The organism is Sodalis sp. RH15, from assembly GCF_047324255.1.
Classification (GTDB): domain Bacteria; phylum Pseudomonadota; class Gammaproteobacteria; order Enterobacterales; family Enterobacteriaceae; genus Acerihabitans; species Acerihabitans ligni.
The window spans coordinates 2,011,343-2,029,985 of the sequence record NZ_CP178738.1 but is presented as its reverse complement, the minus strand read 5'-3'; the positions used below and the strand labels follow the sequence as shown (position 1 = coordinate 2,029,985).

Annotated in this window: 17 protein-coding genes; 6 read left to right on the top strand and 11 right to left on the bottom strand. The window is 52.5% G+C overall.

The genetic code is table 11. The features are described 5' to 3' along the window. The first annotated feature begins 6 nt into the window (after positions 1-6). Together artQ and artM are read left to right on the top strand one after the other, a co-directional pair. Positions 7-720 (top strand): arginine ABC transporter permease ArtQ, encoded by a 714-nt coding sequence (gene artQ / locus ACL2XO_RS09505; RefSeq protein WP_132922674.1) that lies wholly within the window; start codon positions 7-9, stop codon positions 718-720. Beyond that, positions 720-1,388, top strand: coding sequence for an arginine ABC transporter permease ArtM (artM, locus tag ACL2XO_RS09500; protein WP_132927830.1), 669 nt, complete (start codon positions 720-722; stop codon positions 1,386-1,388). The genes artQ and artM overlap by 1 nt, the downstream gene beginning before the upstream one ends. On the opposite strand, the gene rlmC is transcribed toward artM, so the two are convergent. From rlmC to rimK, 8 genes are all read right to left on the bottom strand, one after another. Continuing rightward, the gene (gene rlmC, locus ACL2XO_RS09495; protein WP_413742591.1) at positions 1,385-2,512 is read right to left on the bottom strand and encodes a 23S rRNA (uracil(747)-C(5))-methyltransferase RlmC; all 1,128 of its coding nucleotides are present in this window, start codon (positions 2,510-2,512) and stop codon (positions 1,385-1,387) included. The two genes, artM and rlmC, sit on opposite strands and share 4 nt — an antisense overlap. Before the next feature lie 55 nt (positions 2,513-2,567). Continuing rightward, the gene (locus tag ACL2XO_RS09490) at positions 2,568-3,053 is read right to left on the bottom strand and encodes a YbjO family protein (RefSeq protein ID WP_413723775.1); all 486 of its coding nucleotides are present in this window, start codon (positions 3,051-3,053) and stop codon (positions 2,568-2,570) included. Between the two features lie 146 nt (positions 3,054-3,199). Further along, entirely contained in the window at positions 3,200-4,045 is an 846-nt protein-coding gene (potI, locus tag ACL2XO_RS09485) for a putrescine ABC transporter permease PotI (RefSeq protein WP_132922677.1), read from the bottom strand. Then, positions 4,042-5,004, bottom strand: coding sequence for a putrescine ABC transporter permease PotH (potH, locus tag ACL2XO_RS09480; protein WP_132922678.1), 963 nt, complete (start codon positions 5,002-5,004; stop codon positions 4,042-4,044). Before potH ends, potI begins: the two co-directional genes overlap by 4 nt. A 14-nt stretch (positions 5,005-5,018) precedes the next feature. Continuing rightward, entirely contained in the window at positions 5,019-6,152 is a 1,134-nt protein-coding gene (gene potG, locus ACL2XO_RS09475; RefSeq protein ID WP_413743050.1) for a putrescine ABC transporter ATP-binding subunit PotG, read from the bottom strand. 126 nt (positions 6,153-6,278) lie between these two features. Further along, positions 6,279-7,391 (bottom strand): spermidine/putrescine ABC transporter substrate-binding protein PotF, encoded by a 1,113-nt coding sequence (gene potF / locus ACL2XO_RS09470; RefSeq protein ID WP_132922679.1) that lies wholly within the window; start codon positions 7,389-7,391, stop codon positions 6,279-6,281. Positions 7,392-7,766: 375 nt separating this feature from the next. After that, positions 7,767-8,246: a YbjN domain-containing protein gene (locus tag ACL2XO_RS09465; RefSeq protein WP_132922680.1), complete on the bottom strand. Its 480-nt coding sequence runs from the start codon at positions 8,244-8,246 to the stop codon at positions 7,767-7,769. A 256-nt stretch (positions 8,247-8,502) separates the two neighbouring features. Further along, positions 8,503-9,405, bottom strand: coding sequence for a 30S ribosomal protein S6--L-glutamate ligase (rimK, locus tag ACL2XO_RS09460; protein WP_413742590.1), 903 nt, complete (start codon positions 9,403-9,405; stop codon positions 8,503-8,505). Positions 9,406-9,650: 245 nt separating this feature from the next. On the opposite strand from rimK, the gene ACL2XO_RS09455 reads away from it, so the two are divergent. Continuing rightward, entirely contained in the window at positions 9,651-9,917 is a 267-nt protein-coding gene (locus tag ACL2XO_RS09455; protein ID WP_132922682.1) for a GrxA family glutaredoxin, read from the top strand. Positions 9,918-10,089: 172 nt separating this feature from the next. Here ACL2XO_RS09455 and ybjM read toward each other — a convergent pair whose 3' ends face one another. Continuing rightward, positions 10,090-10,455: an inner membrane protein YbjM gene (gene ybjM, locus ACL2XO_RS09450; protein WP_413723772.1), complete on the bottom strand. Its 366-nt coding sequence runs from the start codon at positions 10,453-10,455 to the stop codon at positions 10,090-10,092. A 1,658-nt stretch (positions 10,456-12,113) separates the two neighbouring features. Between ybjM and ACL2XO_RS09445 the strand changes: the two genes are divergently transcribed. Next, complete coding sequence (locus ACL2XO_RS09445; RefSeq protein ID WP_413723771.1) at positions 12,114-13,403, top strand: aromatic amino acid transport family protein; 1,290 nt, start codon at positions 12,114-12,116, stop codon at positions 13,401-13,403. A gap of 48 nt (positions 13,404-13,451) precedes the next feature. Here ACL2XO_RS09445 and ACL2XO_RS09440 read toward each other — a convergent pair whose 3' ends face one another. After that, positions 13,452-14,654 (bottom strand): serine hydrolase, encoded by a 1,203-nt coding sequence (locus tag ACL2XO_RS09440; RefSeq protein ID WP_413723770.1) that lies wholly within the window; start codon positions 14,652-14,654, stop codon positions 13,452-13,454. 965 nt (positions 14,655-15,619) lie between these two features. Between ACL2XO_RS09440 and ACL2XO_RS09435 the strand changes: the two genes are divergently transcribed. Continuing rightward, positions 15,620-16,246 carry a glutathione S-transferase family protein gene (locus tag ACL2XO_RS09435; RefSeq protein WP_413723769.1) on the top strand — a complete coding sequence of 209 codons (627 nt, stop codon included), beginning with the start codon at positions 15,620-15,622 and terminating at the stop codon, positions 16,244-16,246. Between the two features lie 34 nt (positions 16,247-16,280). On the opposite strand, the gene ACL2XO_RS09430 is transcribed toward ACL2XO_RS09435, so the two are convergent. Continuing rightward, a complete protein-coding gene (locus tag ACL2XO_RS09430) occupies positions 16,281-17,390 on the bottom strand; it encodes a PQQ-dependent sugar dehydrogenase (RefSeq protein ID WP_413723768.1) in 1,110 nt (369 codons plus the stop codon). A gap of 358 nt (positions 17,391-17,748) precedes the next feature. On the opposite strand from ACL2XO_RS09430, the gene ACL2XO_RS09425 reads away from it, so the two are divergent. Next, the gene (locus ACL2XO_RS09425) at positions 17,749-18,576 is read left to right on the top strand and encodes a 5'-nucleotidase, lipoprotein e(P4) family (RefSeq protein WP_413742589.1); all 828 of its coding nucleotides are present in this window, start codon (positions 17,749-17,751) and stop codon (positions 18,574-18,576) included. The last annotated feature ends 67 nt before the right edge of the window (positions 18,577-18,643 follow it).

The window sequence follows — 18,643 nt, the reverse complement described above, 5'->3', positions numbered from 1 at the left end:
GCTTTCATGAATGAACTTTATCCTATCGCCGGCGCCGCAGGGACTACCCTGGGGCTGGCGTTATGCGCGCTGGTTGTGGGCCTGGTGCTGGCGATGTGTTTTGCCGCTTGGGAATCCGCGCGCTGGAAATGGCTGGGGCTGCTGGGCACCGCCGTGGTCACGGTGCTGCGCGGCCTGCCGGAAATATTGGTAGTGCTGTTTATCTATTTCGGCGCGTCGCAGCTGCTGCTGACGCTATCGGACGGTTTTACCCTTAATCTGGCCGGCTATCATCTGCCCCTGAGCCTGCCGGCGGATGTTAACGTCAGCCCCTTTATCTGCGGCGTGCTGGCGCTGGCACTGCTGTACGCCTCTTATGCATCTCAAACCCTGCGCGGCGCGATCAAAGCCATTCCGCAGGGACAATGGGAGTCCGGCCAGGCGCTGGGCATGAAAACCAGCGCCGTTTTTTTCCGGCTGATTTTGCCGCAAATGTGGCGTCATGCGCTGCCGGGCCTGGGAAATCAATGGCTGGTGCTGCTGAAGGATACTGCCCTGGTCTCGCTGATAAGCGTCAATGACTTGATGCTGCAAACCAAAAGTATCGTCAATTTTACCCAGCAGCCGTTTACCTGGTATCTGGTTGCTGCGGCGGTGTATCTGGCCATTACCCTGCTGAGCCAGGTCATTCTCCGCGCCATTGAACGCCGCTCAACGCGTTTTGAAACGAGGGCTTCGTGATGCTGGCCTATCTGCCGGATTTGATGAAAGGATTGCCCGTAAGCCTGTCGCTGACGCTGTGCGCCATCCTGATAGCCCTGTTTCTGGCGCTGCTGTTTACGGTGATCGTCAGCCTGAAGCTCCCGGTGCTGACGCCGCTGGTGAAAATCTATATCACCTTGTTTACCGGCACGCCGCTGCTGGTGCAGATATTCCTGATTTATTACGGCCCGGGACAGTTTGCCGCATTACGCGCCATACCCTGGTTATGGTCGCTGGTATCCCAGCCTTGGCTGTGCGCCATGATAGCCCTGGCCTTGAACAGCGCGGCCTATAGTACTCAGCTGTTTACCGGCGCCATGCGCGCCATTCCGTCCGGCCAGTGGCAGTCATGCTCGGCGCTGGGGATGAGCCGAGCCCAGTCATTGCGGCTGCTGATGCCGTTCGCCATCAAACGCGCCCTCTCCTCCTATTCCAATGAAGTGGTGCTGGTCTTCAAAAGCACGTCGCTGGCCTATACCATTACGCTGATGGATGTGATGGGGCACGGGCAGCTGATGTACGGCAGGACGTATGATGTGATGGTGTTCGGCGCCGCCGGGATTATCTATCTGTGCGTCAACGGCATATTGACGCTGCTGATGCGCCTGGTGGAGTATCGCGCGCTGCGCTTCGAACGGCGCAGCTAATCCCGGCGTTTAAGCAATACCAGCGTCTCGTAATGGGCGGTGTGCGGGAACATATCGAATAGCTGCACGCTGACAAGCCGGTAAGACGGCAGCGCCAGCACATCTTTCGCCAGGCTCTGCGCCTGGCAGCTGGAATAGAGTATCCAGGGCGGCGCCATGCGGTCCAGATAGCCGCATAACTCGGCGCCGATGCCGCGCCGCGGCGGATTCACCAGCACCAGATCGGGGGTATCATGCCCCAGGGCGAAGCGGGTGGAATCCAGCGCCTGGAAATCCACCCGGCGCAGCCCTAGCGCCTTGGCCGACTGCCGGGCGCTGGCGATGGCCTCAGGGCTGATTTCGATGCCTGTCAAGCGCATTTCCGCCGTCGTGCAATGCAGCCCAAAGCCCCCCACTCCGCAAAACAGATCCCACAGGCTGGTGATATTCAGCGCCGCCACCCACTCACGGGCCGTGTCGTACAAGCGGGCAGCGATGGCCGGATTGGTTTGGAAAAAGCTGCGGGGACGGATAAACAGCGGGATGTCATTAAGGCGCTCCTCCAGGGCGGTTTGCCCGGTAAGCACGATTTCGGTGTCGCCTTCCAGAATGGCCATATGCACCGGCTGGATATTCGCTGAAATCACCTTGAGCCGCGGCAACTGCGCCCGCAGCCAGGGCAGCGCCGCCCGCAGCGCCGCGAGTTTCGTCTCGGAGCGCAACACAAAACGCAGCATCATGTCCCCGCTGTGGCTGCTGGCGGTGAGCAGCAGGAATTTCAATTCCCCCCGCTTGAGCGCCACGCTGTAGGGCGTCAGACCGGCGCGGCCGATAAAGGCTTTCAGCACGCTGAACGTCGGGGCGAAATCAGCGGGATACAGCGGGCAATCGCACAGATCAACAGGCTCCCCGCCCTGCGGCAGCATGCCCAGCAAGGGTCGCTCAACGCTGCCCCCCACCACCATTTTGGCCTTATAACGGAAGGCCGACTCTGGCGAAGCCACCGGCGCCAGCCATTGCTCAACCGGCAATGGGGACAAAAGTTCGGCAAGACGCGCCTGTTTCTCCGCTAACTGTTGCGGATAAGGCATCTCCAGCCACTGGCAGGAGCGGCAACGGTCGGCGTTAAATAAATCGCAGTGCATGGGCAGACAGGAAAGCGGAACGGGCGCGCATTGTATCACCGCCGGGGCAACAAAATCATTGTTTGCCGGTAAAAAAACGCTGGCCGGTTTTCGGCACGAACAGCAGACTCAGCATCAGCATATCGGGTAGTTTATGCATTAAAAGCTGAGACAGGATTTCAGCTGCGCCGTCGCCGGGCAGCACGAACATTTCGGGATAATAACCGTGCCAGGTGGCGATAAACAGATAGCCGGCGCTAATGAGTTGACACCCAAGAAAACACCAGCGCGCACGAGTCCGCCCCCGCAACAGGGCGAATCCGCAATGCAATTCCAGAAAAAGTATTGCCAGGGCGGCCAGGAACAACAGCGTCAAATCCCAGGAACCGCTGCTGGTGCTGATAAAGCTTTGTATTCCCTCCAGGCCCAGATTGCCGGCCAGCATCACCACCCCAAGACAGCGGGTGGCGATAATGGCGACAGCGGCGGTAACCACCGCCACCGGGGCATGGCCGGTCCAGCGCGCCCGGTCTGAATAACGGTTTCTAAAGATCTCCGACATGGATTTTCTCCGCGCAGATGAGGCCACACAGGTGCGGCGCACCCAACAAGACTAGCAGCTTTGACAAAAATCAGCTACGGACCGTCCGCTGCCGGAGCAGTGATATCGGCATTCCGCTGCGAATGCCGCCGCATCTGTGCCGACAATCAGCCGCGAGCCGCCCGCTGCCGGTCCAGCCGGCGCTGTTTTTCCGAGCGCGACATCAGCCACCAGGCAATCATCCCGATGATGCCCACCACCCCCAAAATAATAGTGGCCAGGGCATTGATCTCCGGATTCACCCCCATCCGCACGCTGGAGAACACCAGCATCGGCAAGGTAGTGGACCCCGGACCCGCGACAAAACTGGCGATGACCAAATCATCCAGGGAAAGGGTAAATGCCAGTAGCCAGCCGGAAATAATCGCCGGGGCAATCATCGGCAGCGTAATGATGAAAAAGACCTTAATCGGCGTAGCGCCCAAATCCAGCGCGGCTTCCTCGATGGATTGGTCCAGTTCCCGCAGCCGGGAGTTAACCACCACCGCGACGTAGGCGGTGCAAAAGGTCACATGGGCCAGCCAGATGGTGAACATACCCCGCTCAGCCGGCCAACCGATGGCGTGCCCCAGGGCCACGAACAGCAATAGCAGCGACAGACCGGTTATCACATCCGGCATCACCAGGGGCGCGGTGAGCATAAAGGCAAAGGTATCGGATCCGCGAAAACGACCGAAGCGGACAATCACCACCGCCGCCAGCGTGCCGAGAATCATCGCCATGGTGGCGGTGGCCGCCGCCAGTGTCAGGCTGAGGGTGACCGCGCTTATCATGGCGTCGTCATGCATCAGAACCCCGTACCATTGGGTTGACCAGCCGGCCCAGACAGTCACCAGTTTTGAGCTGTTAAACGAATAAATCACCAGCATCAGCATCGGGGCATACAAAAACGTAAAGACCAGGACCAAAATGACGATGCGCCAGGGCGAACGCACTACCGGAAGAGTATTCACGCGTGTTCCCCCAGGGCTTTGTTTTGATGCTTATGGAACCACATAATCGGCACGATAAGCAGCAACAGCATCACCACCGCAACTGCCGACGCCACCGGCCAATCGCGGTTATTAAAGAACTCCTGCCACAGGATTCGGCCGATCATGATGCTGTCCGGCCCGCCGAGCAGTTCGGGGATGACATACTCCCCCACCGCCGGGATGAATACCAGCATCGAACCGGCGATAATCCCGCCCTTGGTCAGCGGCACAATCACCTGGAAAAAGGTCTTGAGCGGTCGCGCGCCAAGATCCAGCGAGGCTTCCACCAGCGAATAATCCAGGCGGGTCAACGCGGTGTAGATCGGCAGTATCATAAACGGCAGGTAGGCGTAAACGATTCCGATGTAAACGGCCAGGTTGGTATGGAGGATCACCAAAGGCTCATGGATAACCCCGAGCCACATCAGGAAATTATTCAGCACGCCGTTGTTTTTCAAGATTCCCATCCAGGCATAGACCCGAATCAAAAACGAGGTCCAGGACGGCAGGATAACCAGCAGCAGCAGGATATTGCGGGTGGAAGGCTTACTGTGCGCCACCGCCCAGGCCATGGGGTAGCCAATCAGCAGGCAGAAAAAGGTGGAGATGGCCGCGACCTGCAGCGACTGCAAATACGCCTCGATATAAAGCGGATCCTCCAGCAGCTGCATAAAATTCGCCAGATTCAGCGAAATATCCAGCTTGCCGTCCACCCAGGTGACCAGATCGGTATAGGGTGGAATCGCACGGGCCATATCCGCCAGGCTGATTTTGAAAACAATGAGGAACGGCAGCATAAACAGCAGCAGCAGCCAGAGGTAGGGCAAAAATATGACCCCCTTGCGGCCGTGTTTCATCTGCAGCCGCGTCAGGTAGCCTGGGGTATTCAACTGTCCCGGTTCAGATCCGGGCGGCGTTTTTTCAACCGAAACAGACATGTTTTCCCCTTGGCCTATACCGTCAGCACGACACAACTGTCCGCATCCCAACAGAGACGGACCTCATCGCCCCAGGTGGGCGTCCCTTTACGGAAACGATGGGCATTCTGCAGCTGAGCGCTGATTATCTGGCCGCCTTGCAGCCGCACATGGTAAATGGATAAATCGCCAAGATAGGCGATATTCACCACCTCCCCCACGGCAAAATTGGACCCATTCGCCGGCACTTCATCGCACAGCATGATTTTTTCCGGCCGCAAGGCCACATGCACCGGCACGCCGTCCACCACCGACACGTCCGTATTCACCTGCAGCGGATGCACCAGCGCCGGACTTTGCAGAATCAGCGAATCGTCGCGGCGTTCTTTAAGCAATCCGTCGAACATGTTCACCGAGCCGATAAATTCGGCGCTGAAGCAGCTGTTGGGATGCTCATAAATTTCTTCCGGCTCGCCAATCTGGACGAATTTACCGCGATTCATGATGGCGATTCGTCCCGCCATGGTCATGGCTTCCTCCTGATCGTGGGTCACCATGACACAGGTAACCCCAACGCGCTCAAGGATATCCACCACTTCCAGCTGCATACGATCCCGCAGTTTTTTATCCAGCGCCCCCATGGGTTCATCCAGCAACAGCAATTTTGGCCGCTTGGCCAGACTGCGGGCCAGCGCCACCCGCTGCCGCTGACCGCCGGAAAGCTGATGGGGTTTCCTGCCGATAAATTCCTGCATGTGCACCATGGTAAGCATCTCTTCCACCCGCTGTTTAATCTCCCCGCGAGGCAGCTTGTCCTGTTTCAACCCGAAAGCAATATTCTGCTCCACCGTCATATGGGGAAACAGCGCATAGGATTGAAACATCATATTTATCGGGCGCTGGTAGGGCGGCATATGGGAAAGATCCTGGCCGTCCAGGACGATTTGTCCCTGGGTCGGCTGCTCAAAACCCGCCAGCATCCGCAGCAGAGTGGATTTGCCGCAGCCTGACGCCCCAAGTAAAGCGAACATCTCCCCTTTGAAAATGGTCAAACTGACGTCATCCACCGCCAACTGGCCGTCAAAGGCCTTGGACAGATTGCGGATTTCCAGCAATGGCGTAACCATTTTCAGACTTTTAGGCTGTGGGCGGGGTAGTGCATCATTCACTGACATGGCTCTCCGGAACAAAAGGAACAGACAAGGCGTTTTTGTCCTGCCGTTTCTGAAAAGCATAACAGGCGGGAGATTAAGCCGCCTGTCGGTTAGGTTTAGCCTTTTGGTTGCTGCACGGAACTATTTGCCGCTTTTCACTTTAGTCCAGGCACGGGTTATCACGCGATCAATGGCCGGCGGCTGTACCTTGAGGGTAAAGAGCTTAGCCCGCACATCCGGCGGCGGATAAATGCCGGGATTGTTACGTACCGCTTCGTCCACCAAAGGTGTAGACGCCAGATTGCCGTTGGCATAAAAAATCTGGTTGCTCACCTGCGCGATGACCTTGGGATCCATCAGGTAATTCAGGAACTGATAGGCCTCGTCGACATTTTTGGCATCGGCGGGAATGGCGAGCACGTCAAAAAAGGCCAGCGCGCCCTCTTTAGGAATACTGTAACCGATATTCACGCCGTTTTTGGCTTCCTTGGCGCGGTTCGACGCCTGCATCACATCCCCTGCCCAGCCGATAGCCACACAGATATCACCGTTTGCCAGGTCATTGATATATTGCGATGAATGGAAATACCGGACGCTCGGGCGCAGCTTTAACAGCAGGTCCGTCGCCGGGCCGGTATAATCGGCGGCGTTGCCGCTGTTGGGATCCTTGCCCAGATAATTAAGCACGGTGGCGAAAATTTCCGACGGCGCATCCAGGAAGGAAACACCACAGCTTTTCAGCTTCGCCAGATTTTCCGGCTTGAGCACCAAATCCCAGCTGTTGAGCGGCGCGTCATTGCCCAATATGGCTTTCACCTTGTCGACGTTATAGGCAATGCCGGTGGTGGCCCACATGTAAGGAATGGCGTATTTATTGCCGGGATCGTTCCGGCTGATCAATTTCAGCAAATCCGGATCCAGGTTTTTATAGTTCGGTAATTTGCTTTTATCCAGCGGCTGGAATACGCCGGCGGTTAATTGACGCTCAAGGAAGCTGGCGGAAGGGACGACAATATCAAAACCGGTACTGCCGGCCATCAGTTTGCCTTCCAGCACCTCATTGGAATCGAACACATCATAGACGACCTTGATGCCGGTCTGCTTCTCGAAATCCGGTACGGTATTCGGCGCGATATAATCGGACCAGTTATACACATGCAATGTTTTTTGTTCCGCCGCTATTGCAGTGGCGGATGCTGCCATCAACAAGCCGACAGCGAAACCCGACAGCCATTTCTTACGTTGGGTGAACATCCGTTGCTTCCTCCAGATCCCAGTCAACAAAAATGTATATATGCATCTCAACCGAGACACAGCGCGTCAATAAGGTGCAGCGGCTGATGGAATCTCCGTGAATATTTTTTATTCATCGGATTCGCGGGGATAACGAAGAACGCCATGCCGTTTCCCTGATTCCAGAGCAGTATCGCAAGCATAACCGCAGCGACAAAGCTACGCCAGAGCTCTGCAAAAAAAATGGCTTTAATCGATTAATTATTCATTTTTTGTCTATCAAATAGGGTGTTTATGGCTTAACCGGAGAGGCAAATCGGGCGAATTGAGTAAAAACGCAGCAGAAACCATGGAAAACAATGAGTTGAATTTTACCGCAGCAGCAGGACCTAGGTATCAATGGATAACCGGCGCCGTATGCTTCTCCTCGGCGGGCGTATCTTCCTCTTCGATGAATAATAAATCGTTGGCGCGGGCTTCAAGGATGAGCATGGAAACCTGTTCTTCCGCCTGCTGCATAAAATGGCGGAATTGACCGAAGGTGATGCCGACCTCGGTACTCAAGGACTGGCAGGCCACCAGCTTTGGCAGATTATCGTCCTGGATATCGATAAAGGCCTTAACGGTCAGGGAACTGGCGTTGATTTGGCTTAAATCACCCACCAGGGCGATCAGCGCCGTCGGCCGAACTTCCGCCAGCGCGGAGAAAAGGATGACATTGTCAATCAGATCGACCTTGGCATCGAATATTCCATCGAAATTTTGCATATGCGGCAGATGCAACGCCTGACAGGAGTCACACTCGAAAAATGAGAGACTCATTTTTTCCAACCAGCGTCTAAGGATATCAAGGTCCGGAATAACAAGTGAATCCATAACGCTAACCCCTAATTAATAAATCCGAAACGGGGCATAGCTTACGGAATATTAAGCAAAGGCGCTACGGTCAAACACAGCAATTTACATCAAATATCGCTCTCGCCGGCAAAAGGAGAACTACGGCGGTTAAGCGGGCGGCCGGTAATGCAATAACATCACGTTGATTTTGAATGATTAGCGGGCATTATTTGACCCCAATTCTTTTTTAACGGCAGTCAAACGGGGCAAAATCCTAAAATACCGGCAGTGCTAATCAACGTGACGGCGCAGACAGCAACCGCCGTTGTCCATGCTGTTCGATATGGCGGATCATCATGCCTGCGATATCGATGCCGGTGGCGGTTTCCACCCCCTCCAGCCCCGGCGACGCGTTCACTTCCATTACCAGCGGGCCGCGCTCGGCGCGCAGAATATCCACACCGGCGATTTCCAGGCCCAGGGTAGCAACCGCTTTTATCGCAATGGCCCGTTCTGCCGGGGTTATGACCACCTTATGGGCCGTACCGCCCCGATGCAAATTGGAGCGGAAGTCCCCCGGCTGAGCCTGGCGCTCGATAGCCGCCACCACCTGGTTGCCGATGACCAGGCAGCGGATATCGCGTCCTTGCGCCTCATGCACATACTCCTGTACCAAGAACTGTGCTTTCAGACCCCGAAACGCATCGATCACGCTTTTAGCGGCCTGAGGGGTTTCCGCCAGGACCACGCCTATCCCCTGGGTGCCTTCCACCAATTTCACCACCAGCGGGGCGCCGCCGACCATTTCAATCAAATCTCCGGTATCGTCGGGTGAATCGGCAAAGCCGGTCACCGGTAAATCTATGCCTTCTTTCGCCAGTAATTGCAGTGAATGCAGCTTATCCCTCGCCCTGGTAATGGCGGCGGAATTATTAAGGGCATAGCTGCCCAGCATTTCAAACTGGCGCAACACCGCCGTTCCGTAAAAGGTAATGGCGGTACCGATGCGGGGGATCACGGCATCATAGGGCGCCAGGCGCCTGCCCTGGTAGTGAACGGACGGCGCGTCACAATTGATATTCATGTAGCAAGAGAGCGGATCGATGATATCCACGCTATGGCGGCCGGCTTCGGCGGCTTCCCGTAACCGCCTGCATGAAAAAAGGGAACCGTCCCGGGATAAAATGGCTATTTTCACACAGTACCCTGCTTTCTGGTCATAATCCGGTTGATAATAATCCGCGGGTAGGTTTCGGTCGAGCAATGTTTTGCCTGGGAGCTAAAAACAGCGTCGCGGCATTTTAGATAGGAACGGGGCATTAAACTGAAAGGTAATTACTGCTTTTTTTTGACGCCGGTCACAGGCATAGTAAACGGCAACAAGAAGCGTAACAACTTTCATTGATTCGTTTCGATTGTCATTTTATACGTTAAGGAGTGAATATGTTTGCTGTCATTTTCGGACGTCCGGGCTGCCCTTATTGTGTGCGCGCTAAAGAGTTGGCTGAAAAACTGACTGTTGAACGGGATGACTTCTCTTACCGTTACGTCGATATCCACGCCGAAGGCATTTCCAAAGCGGACCTGTCGAAAACCGTAGGTAAACCGGTGGAAACCGTGCCGCAAATTTTCGTCGATCAGGTTCATATCGGCGGCTGTACGGATTTTGAAGCCTACGCTAAAGAAAACCTCAGTTTATATCAGCAATAAACGACACTTCCCCGGGCCGGCCTTACCGGCCCGTAGTGGTTGTCCTCGCGCCCCGCCGCTTTGGTTCCAAAGACGTTTATATCCCCTCATATTTCAAGCTGCGAATGTCCTGGCTTTATTGCGACACGGATTATTTGGGATATAACAGCAATCTGAAAGCCATGTATGCCGCTTACAGCAGGGTATGGCGTTTGAAGATTTCGCTGGCAAAAAAACACACCAGCGCGCCGCAGGCACACCAGAATATCGCGCTTAACAAATACGTCACCTGGTACCACAGGGAATAATGCAGCTGGTTGCTTACATTGAAAAGCAGCAGGCATAACGGCGATACCAGTAAGGCGCCCAGCAGCGGACAAGTGATTTTACTGCCGCGAGACAGCAGACCGCCGACGATTCCCGGCAGCAAGTACAGTAAAAACCCCAGCGCCGCGCCCTGGTGTCTTTCATTCAATACAATGAGCCCGCTCTCTTGACTGGCAAAAACCACAAGAAATAGTACAGCACTGCTTATGGTTCCAACCCTTAGCCGTTTCATCGCCATTTTCCTCCCCGTCGTTTATCCAGCTACCTATCCCCAGTGGGAGAATCCATGAATACCTTTGTTTAACGAAAAAAAGAAATCATGATCTTCGGCCTAGCCTAAACAATCATAATCAGAAAAAAGATCGGTTCTTCCCGGCGAAATGCAGCGGAGGAGATCTTTATGGATGGCGCTACGTCCTTAGTGGGGCCACGGCTAATAACCCGCTGTAAATATATGAAATGGACCCATGTTTTATAAAAATGAATATACCGGATAAATTCATTAATATCAAATAGTTGCTGGTAACAATATAGTTATCATTCGTGAATATTAACGTATCGGATATGTTAAAAGGCGAAGACACTTTGTTAGTGAATATGGGAAGTAAATCTCCCGGACTGAATAAATAAAACCCCGCTATTTTCTACAAATGCGTCATTCCAAAGATATTTTTCAATAAAAAGAATTAGTGCGCCGCCCTACTCATTTCGTGAACATGAAAGAGTTTTAAAAGGCGGATTATGCATTTCCGGTTTCTCCGGACGGGCCACAGAAAAGAAAGATTCAGTTTTTTCTTACTACCGGAGGATGTCGACGGTAAACCGTTACATTAACGATGGTCAACTATCACCACGCCTGCCGGCACGCCGAGACGAACGGCAAGGGATTGCGCACCCGCCATACCGGCGCTTTTCCGGCTTCGCTTATGCGGGCAGGACACCTCTTGCAGCCACGGGATAAATTATCCGTCATAATGGCTGGTTGAGACAAAGAGTAAGAGATGTTTACTTTGTGAACAAAAAAATTTTCCGTGATCAAGAACTTTCTTTGCCTTATAGAGTCTGAATTAGTGCCACTGCTTTTCTTTGATGTCCCCAAATTGAGGAGCCCGATCGTCCCGCCTTCTTAGGTTCAAGACTTTCGGGTTTTTTATTGTCCGCAACATTTTCACCCATCCCCGGTTTACCGCAGATGACCGTCACGTTTGTTCAGGTTTGCCTTCTTTCGGAAGGCTTTTTGCATATACGCGGCGCGGGAAACGTCTGTGTCAAAATGTTTGGCGGCAAAATAAACCATATCATGCCATTAAGAGGATATTGTTCCGAGACAAAAATGGTTTTTTATTTGAACCAATGTCTATTCTAAAGTAATAAGTTAATAACCTAACTAATTATGAACCTATAGTGTAATAGTATACTGTATAAGATGCATTGACTCTTATGCATAGCGAGCTCTTATCAATGCTTATTGAAAATAATTATTAATTAAATAATATACCATTATCATTTTTTTATAGACTCGAATGGTAACCCAGCGAAATTACAGCATAAAGTGATAAGATAAAGCATGATGAATTTATAATAACAAGATCAAATCCCCATCACAAAACAACATTCTCTTATAGATACAGATAAATCCCTCTGATTAATAGTAAACAGCAGCCTTCATGATTGCCGTAAAATAACCGATCAGGCTCAAAAAAAACACTTTTATGCATGAATATCCGACTTAAAGGATATATTATACAGGCGGGATATCAAATTTAATCCGGTTTTGATGATTGCTTATTTGTAACTTTATCCTTTCGCCATAATAGGACGAAGGGTGATATATGCACTGGCTCAAGTGAGCCGTTAACCCCACTACCTGGTCTTTTTTTCGGAGAATTAATGGATACAACGCAAGCTACTTCTGTTACGGTGGTCCGTCACAGAACGGCCATGCAGTGGCGCAAATCAGATTCGGTCTGGATGCTGGGCCTTTACGGCACGGCAATTGGGGCCGGCGTACTGTTTCTACCAATCAATGCGGGCATCGGCGGTTTATTGCCTTTACTTATTATGTCGATACTCGCTTTTCCCATGACGTTTTATGCCCATCGGGGCTTGTGCCGCCTCATCCTGTCAGGTAAGCCGGAATGCAACAATATTACCGACGTCGTTGAGCAACACTTTGGTTCTCTTGCCGGTAATATCATCACGCTACTTTATTTCTTTGCCATCTATCCCATTTTACTGGTGTATAGCGTGGCGATCACCAATACCGTCGAAAATGTCATCACATACCAACTGCATCTTGCCGCTCCGCCACGCGCATTATTGGCTCTCATTCTACTCGTGGGTCTGATGAGCATTGTCCGGTTAGGCAAAGATATTATCGTCAGGGTAATGGGCATCCTGGTCTTTCCCTTCGTGGCGGTATTGATGTTTCTGGCGGTATTCCTGATTCCTCACTGGAACGCCGATATATTCCACCAGCCGTTATTAACCGCAGGCGCAGGCCAGGGCGGCTTAATCAACACCCTGTGGCTGGCCATACCCGTACTGGTATTTTCTTTTAATCATTCACCTATTATTTCTTCGTTTGCCATGGCAAAACGCGGCGAATACGGCGACCACGCCGAGCAGAAGTGCTCGAGGATATTGTTCTTCAGCAATATTCTTATGGTGTTGACCGTCATATTTTTTGTCTTTAGCTGTGTATTGAGCTTAACACCGGCGCACATGGCCGACGCCAAAGCGCAAAATATTTCAATACTCACTTTCCTGGCCAATCATTTCAATAATCCCTATATCGGGTTATTGGCACCACTGGTGGCATCCGTGGCGATAGCCAAGTCCTTTCTCGGCCACTATCTGGGAGCCAGCGAGGGATTTTCCGGACTGCTTGCCAAATCAATACATAAGTGCGGCAAAACAGTTCATCCAAACACGGTGAATAGGCTGACCGGCGGTTTTATGCTTATCACCGCCTGGCTGGCGGCAACCTACAATCCCAGTATTCTGGGAATTATCGAAACCCTGGGCGGTCCCGTCATAGCCATGCTGCTGTTCCTGCTGCCGATGTATGCTATTCAAAAAGTTCCGGCATTGGCCCGTTACCGCGGTGCGGCAAGCAATTATTTTGTCTGGGGAGTAGGATTTGTTGCCTTGACGGCGATTATTTATAAGCTGCTGTAAAACGTCTGTCAACCGGCTGAAACCTCCCCGTGGGGAGGTTTTTATTGATCAGCGCATGGCAAACCCAAACCAGCTGTGCAGTTTTTGCAGGAACCAATCCCAGATGTTACGGAAAAATCCGCCGCGCTGCACCTCATCCATCACCACCAACGGTCGTTGCGCAATCACTTTGCCGTCTAACTGGAAATCGATGGTGCCCACTACCTGATGGCGCGACAGCGGCGCTTCCAGATAGGGTGAGTTTAACGTGAAGGATGCTTTCAAACCTTTCATCTGACCCTTGGGCAACGTTACGGAAGCATCCTTGGCGACACCGAGATCCACTTCGCTGCGATCGCCGAACCATACCCGCTGCCGGGTAAAGGCATGAGCCGCAGTAATCGGCGTCGCCGTCTCATAAAAGCGGAATCCCCAGGTCAGCAGCTTCTCGCTCTCGCGAAAGCGCACGCTGTCGGTGGGAGCGCCCAGCACGACTGAAATCAGCCGCATTCCGCTGTCGGTGGCCGAGGCCACCAGACTGTGACCCGCGCCGTCGGTATAGCCGGTTTTGATACCGTCCACATTCAGATTACCGTCCCAAAGAAGACGATTACGGTTCAATTGCTTGATTTTATTGTAGGTGAATTCTTTCTGCTTATGCAGCGCATACTCATCCGGTGCGTCCTGAATCAACGCCTGGCTCAGCAAGGCCATATCCCGCGCGGTGCTGTATTGTCCTTCGGCATCCAGACCATGGACGGTCATAAAGTGGGTATTTTTCAGGCCAAGGGCATCGACATATTTATTCATCAGGCTGACAAACGCATCCTGGCTGCCGGCGACATAGTCCGCCAAGGCGATGCTGGCGTCATTACCGGATTGAATAACCACCCCGTTGTTCAAATCGGCTACCGAAACCTGTTCGCCGGGCTTTAGAAACATTAAAGAGGAACCGCGCAATTCCGGATTGCCGGTGGCCCAGGCATCTTTGCCGATGGTGACTTTATCTTGCTGGGTAATCTTCCCGGCCTTGATGGCCTGGCCGATGACATAACTCGCCATGATCTTGGTCAGGCTGGCGGGATCAAGGCGCTGATCGGCATTGGATTCCGCCAAAACGGTGCCGCTTTGGTAATCCATCAGTATATAGGCCTTGGCATTGATTTGCGGCACACCGGGCGCCGTCTCCGCCTGGGCGGCCGGAACGGTGAACACCAACAGGGCGCCGAGGGTAAGCCCATGACATTTATGTGGGAGAGCGAAATTCTTCATGACGTGGCCAGAGTATCCATTCAAAATAAAATGGTTACCGCGTTACTCACGGTAGTGGATTGAGCGTAGCAACCTGATAAACAGCTTTCAGGATGTAGGAATCATGTTCCAGTTGGTTGAGTTTATTCAATACCCCTTAACTTTGCCGCATCAAGAACTCATTTTCAGCATTTTTGTGTCCTGATGTGACGCCGATCGACATCATCCCAGTGGCAATGAGGCCAATGGTATTCCCCAGCAAAAACTGCGTCAACGGTAATAACGCAACCGGCGGGTTAACCAACGGCACGGAACGGATGAGGTTCTCACCACGGTATCGATGCGGCGCAGCACGCTATTTTGCCATCATAAATGCCGTTGGATGATATCCGGCGGAATTCCCGACGGCGGCCCGCCTATGATTGAAAGCAGCTTGGCCGTCCTCCCTATCAGAGATCTCTCACTAGCAGCGGCAGTAAAAGAAAGGCATAGATCAGATATATAGCACTTCCGCTTGCGCGGAATTCTCCCTAATCAAATACACCGCCGCGGCCGGATGGGGGACGATGCAAAAGAATAACAATATCGTACTTACCATTCTCATCAAGCTCATGAAAACGATTTTTCTGGATAAAGAAAATGTGATCCCGGCCTTTCATCTGATGATTGAATCTTAAATATCATAAAGGCCTATCTTGTTCTTTGCTTAGCGGTCAGCTCTAATACAAAATACCAGTAAGAAGCTTTTATATAAAATATCATTATTATATTAATTAATTTTTCAGGTAAATATTCAAACATCAAGCATAAAAACAGCCAATAACACCATATGGAGGGATAACGCATACCGGTTATTCTAAAATTAACCCAAAAATCGATGGAACATATAAGATTAAGCGAGCAGTTACTGCCTTTATGGACGTCTTACGGCAAGGCATTAACCACAAAGAACTATCGTCAATAACGTTTGATACTGAGAGGGCGCGATGCTGACGATCTGGGGACATGAAAACTCGATAAATGTTAAAAAAGTGTTGTGGTGTGCCGCAGAACTTGCTCTTACCTACACTGCCATTCCCGCCGGAGGCGTACATGGCAAGGTTAATGATCCTATTTTTCTTTCCCTCAATCCTAACGGCCTGGTGCCTTGCCTGCAGGACGATGAAAATGACCTGGTATTATGGGAATCCCATACCATCGTACGTTACTTAGCGGCCCGATACGGCCAGAGCACCTGGTTGCTGACGGATGCATCGGTACGCGCCGCCGCCGAAAAATGGATGGATTGGGTTCTATCCAGTTTGGCGCCGGCACTGGAGCCATTATTGAGCAATGCCGGCCCTGGAAAGGGGAACCTTCGTGATCAGAAGCTCTCAATTGCCGGCATCAAACGCTGCGAGCTGTTATTTGATATTGCCGAGAACGCGCTGGAAAAACAGCCTTATTTTTCCGGCAGCGGTTTTGGTATCGGCGATATCCCCATCGGCTGCTATGCCTATCATTGGTTCAATATGAGTATCCATCGCAAGCCGCGCACGCATTTACAGCATTGGTACGACGCCGTTTCGGCCAGGCCCGCCTTTCAAGCCCGAGTCATGATACCGCATACCTGACATTATACCGGGCGCCCCGGCGTCCGGGACAAGATTATTCCAGTTCCAACCGAAGCAATTCCCCTTTGCGCTCATCCGTCAGCACATAGACATAACCGTCCGGACCGACCCGCACGTCACGAATACGTTTGCCCCGCGCCTCCAGCAAACGTTCCTCTGACGCCACCTTATCTCCATCCAGCGTTAACCGTATCAACGCCTGCTGCTTCAGTGCCCCGATAAACAAAGAATGCTGCCAGGAAGGGAAACGGTCCGCATCGTAAAATGCCATGCCGCTCACCGCCGGGGATTTTTGCCAATACCACACGGGCTGTACGGTTCCAGCCACTGCCCCGCCCTGCGCTTCGGGTATTTTCAAGCCGGAATAATTGATACCATAGGTAGCGATGGGCCAGCCGAAGTTGGCCCCTTTGGAGATGATATTCACTTCATCTCCTCCCTTTGGCCCGTGCTCATTTTCCCATACCACGCCAGTCCAAGGGTTAAGCGCCAGCCCTTGGGGATTACGATGCCCCAGCGACCATATTTCCGGCCGGGCGTTCTCATCATGTACGAAGGGATTGTCCGGCGGTATGTCGCCTTCACCGGTCAAACGCACGATTTTGCCCTGATGCTTGGTGAGATCCTGCGCGGTAGGACGACGGTTGTTTTCACCCAGGCTGATAAATAGAAATCCCTCCCGATCAAAAACCAGACGACCGCCGAAATGCTCGCCGCTGGAGAGCTTAGGCTGTTGGCGAAAGATGACTTTGAAATCCGTCAGCCTGTGATGGTCTTCCGATAAACGGCCATACCCCACCGCCGTTCCGGCATCATTTTTTCCCTGCTCGGCAAAGCTTAGATAAACACGCCGCGTTTGAGCGAAGTCGGGGGCCGGCAATACGTCAAACAGCCCTCCTTGTCCATGGGTATAGACAGAGGGAATCCCGTCGATAGGCGCCGATAAGGGCTGCCCGGGCTGCCAATAGCGGAGCCTGCCGGGCCGCTCCGTGATCAATAGTCCTTCATCCAGGGGCAAAAAAGCCAGCGACCAGGGGTGGTCCAGGCCCGTCAATATCGATGTAACCCGCGTTTCGGCCGCCCTTCCCTGCCCGCTCGTCAAAAGCAGTCCCACCGACAGCAGCCAGGCGAATATCCTTCGCATGTGATTATCTCCCTCATAGGATTCCTGATTAAGCGTAGAAATGACCCGGAGGTTACGCGATGAAGGTTTGCCAGTTTTACATTAACTGACAAAGCGGTTGGACATAGAGGGCTCTCTGCCGCCGTATCGGTATAAGGGGAATGGCAATTGAGCCAAGCCGTCACGGACAGTTATTTTTTTGCTTTAAAATTAATGAATTGCATATTGCTAATTAATTTATGATTATGATAAATATTATTAACATCATGACTACCCCAACGAGGGGGACACATTTGTCCTCCAATAAGGCTGGTTCAAAGCCCTCGTAACCGCCCGGATAAAGAGGGGCGTTGCAGCAGGAATGAAATAAGGAGTGGCAATGCATACTTTAAAATCCGGCCTCGCCATTATTATCCTTAGTCTTTCGGCCAGCGGATGCATTTCCCGGCAGCCGTCAACCGTTGCCGGCACGGCGCAACAGCGGCTGGCCGATCAAACGGTATCCGCCGTCAACTGGATGCAGCAATCCGGCGAATACAGCGCATTGTCATACCAAGCATTCAATGCCGCCGAAATGGCCTTTAATCAGGCGAGACCCAAACCAGGATTAAAAAAGGCCGTGGTGGTGGATCTGGATGAAACCATGATCGACAACAGCGCCTACGCCGGTTGGCAAATAAAAAACCACCAGCCCTTTACCAACGCCAGCTGGAGCCGCTGGACCCAGGCGCGTAAAGCCAAGGCGCTGCCCGGAGCGGTGGAGTTTTCCCACTACGTCAATGAGCACGGCGGGCAAATTTTTTATGTCTCCAATCGCGACCAGAAGGATTACGGCGCTACGGTGGATAACCTCAGGGCCTTGGGCTTTGCCGACGTCACGCCGCAAACGCTGTTGTTAAAACCTGCCGGCGGCAGCACCAATAAGACGGATCGTTTTAGCAATGTGGAAAAACAAGGCTATGATATCGCGGTGTTTGTCGGCGATAACCTCAATGACTTCAGCGGCGAGCCTTATCATCAGTTAAATACCCAGCGCCGGGATTTCGTCAATCGTCATCAAGACGATTTCGGCCATAGATATATCATGCTGCCCAATCCCAGCTATGGCGACTGGGAGAATGGCCTGTCTAAAGAGTATTCTGCGGCAAGCGATCAGGACAAGCTGAAGATTCGCGACAAGATGATTGATGCCTGGGATGGGAAATAATGAGCTGGGATCCGTACTTCCATAGGGGCTTTCACCTTATTGAATTCCGCTTTTATTTTTGACGCGG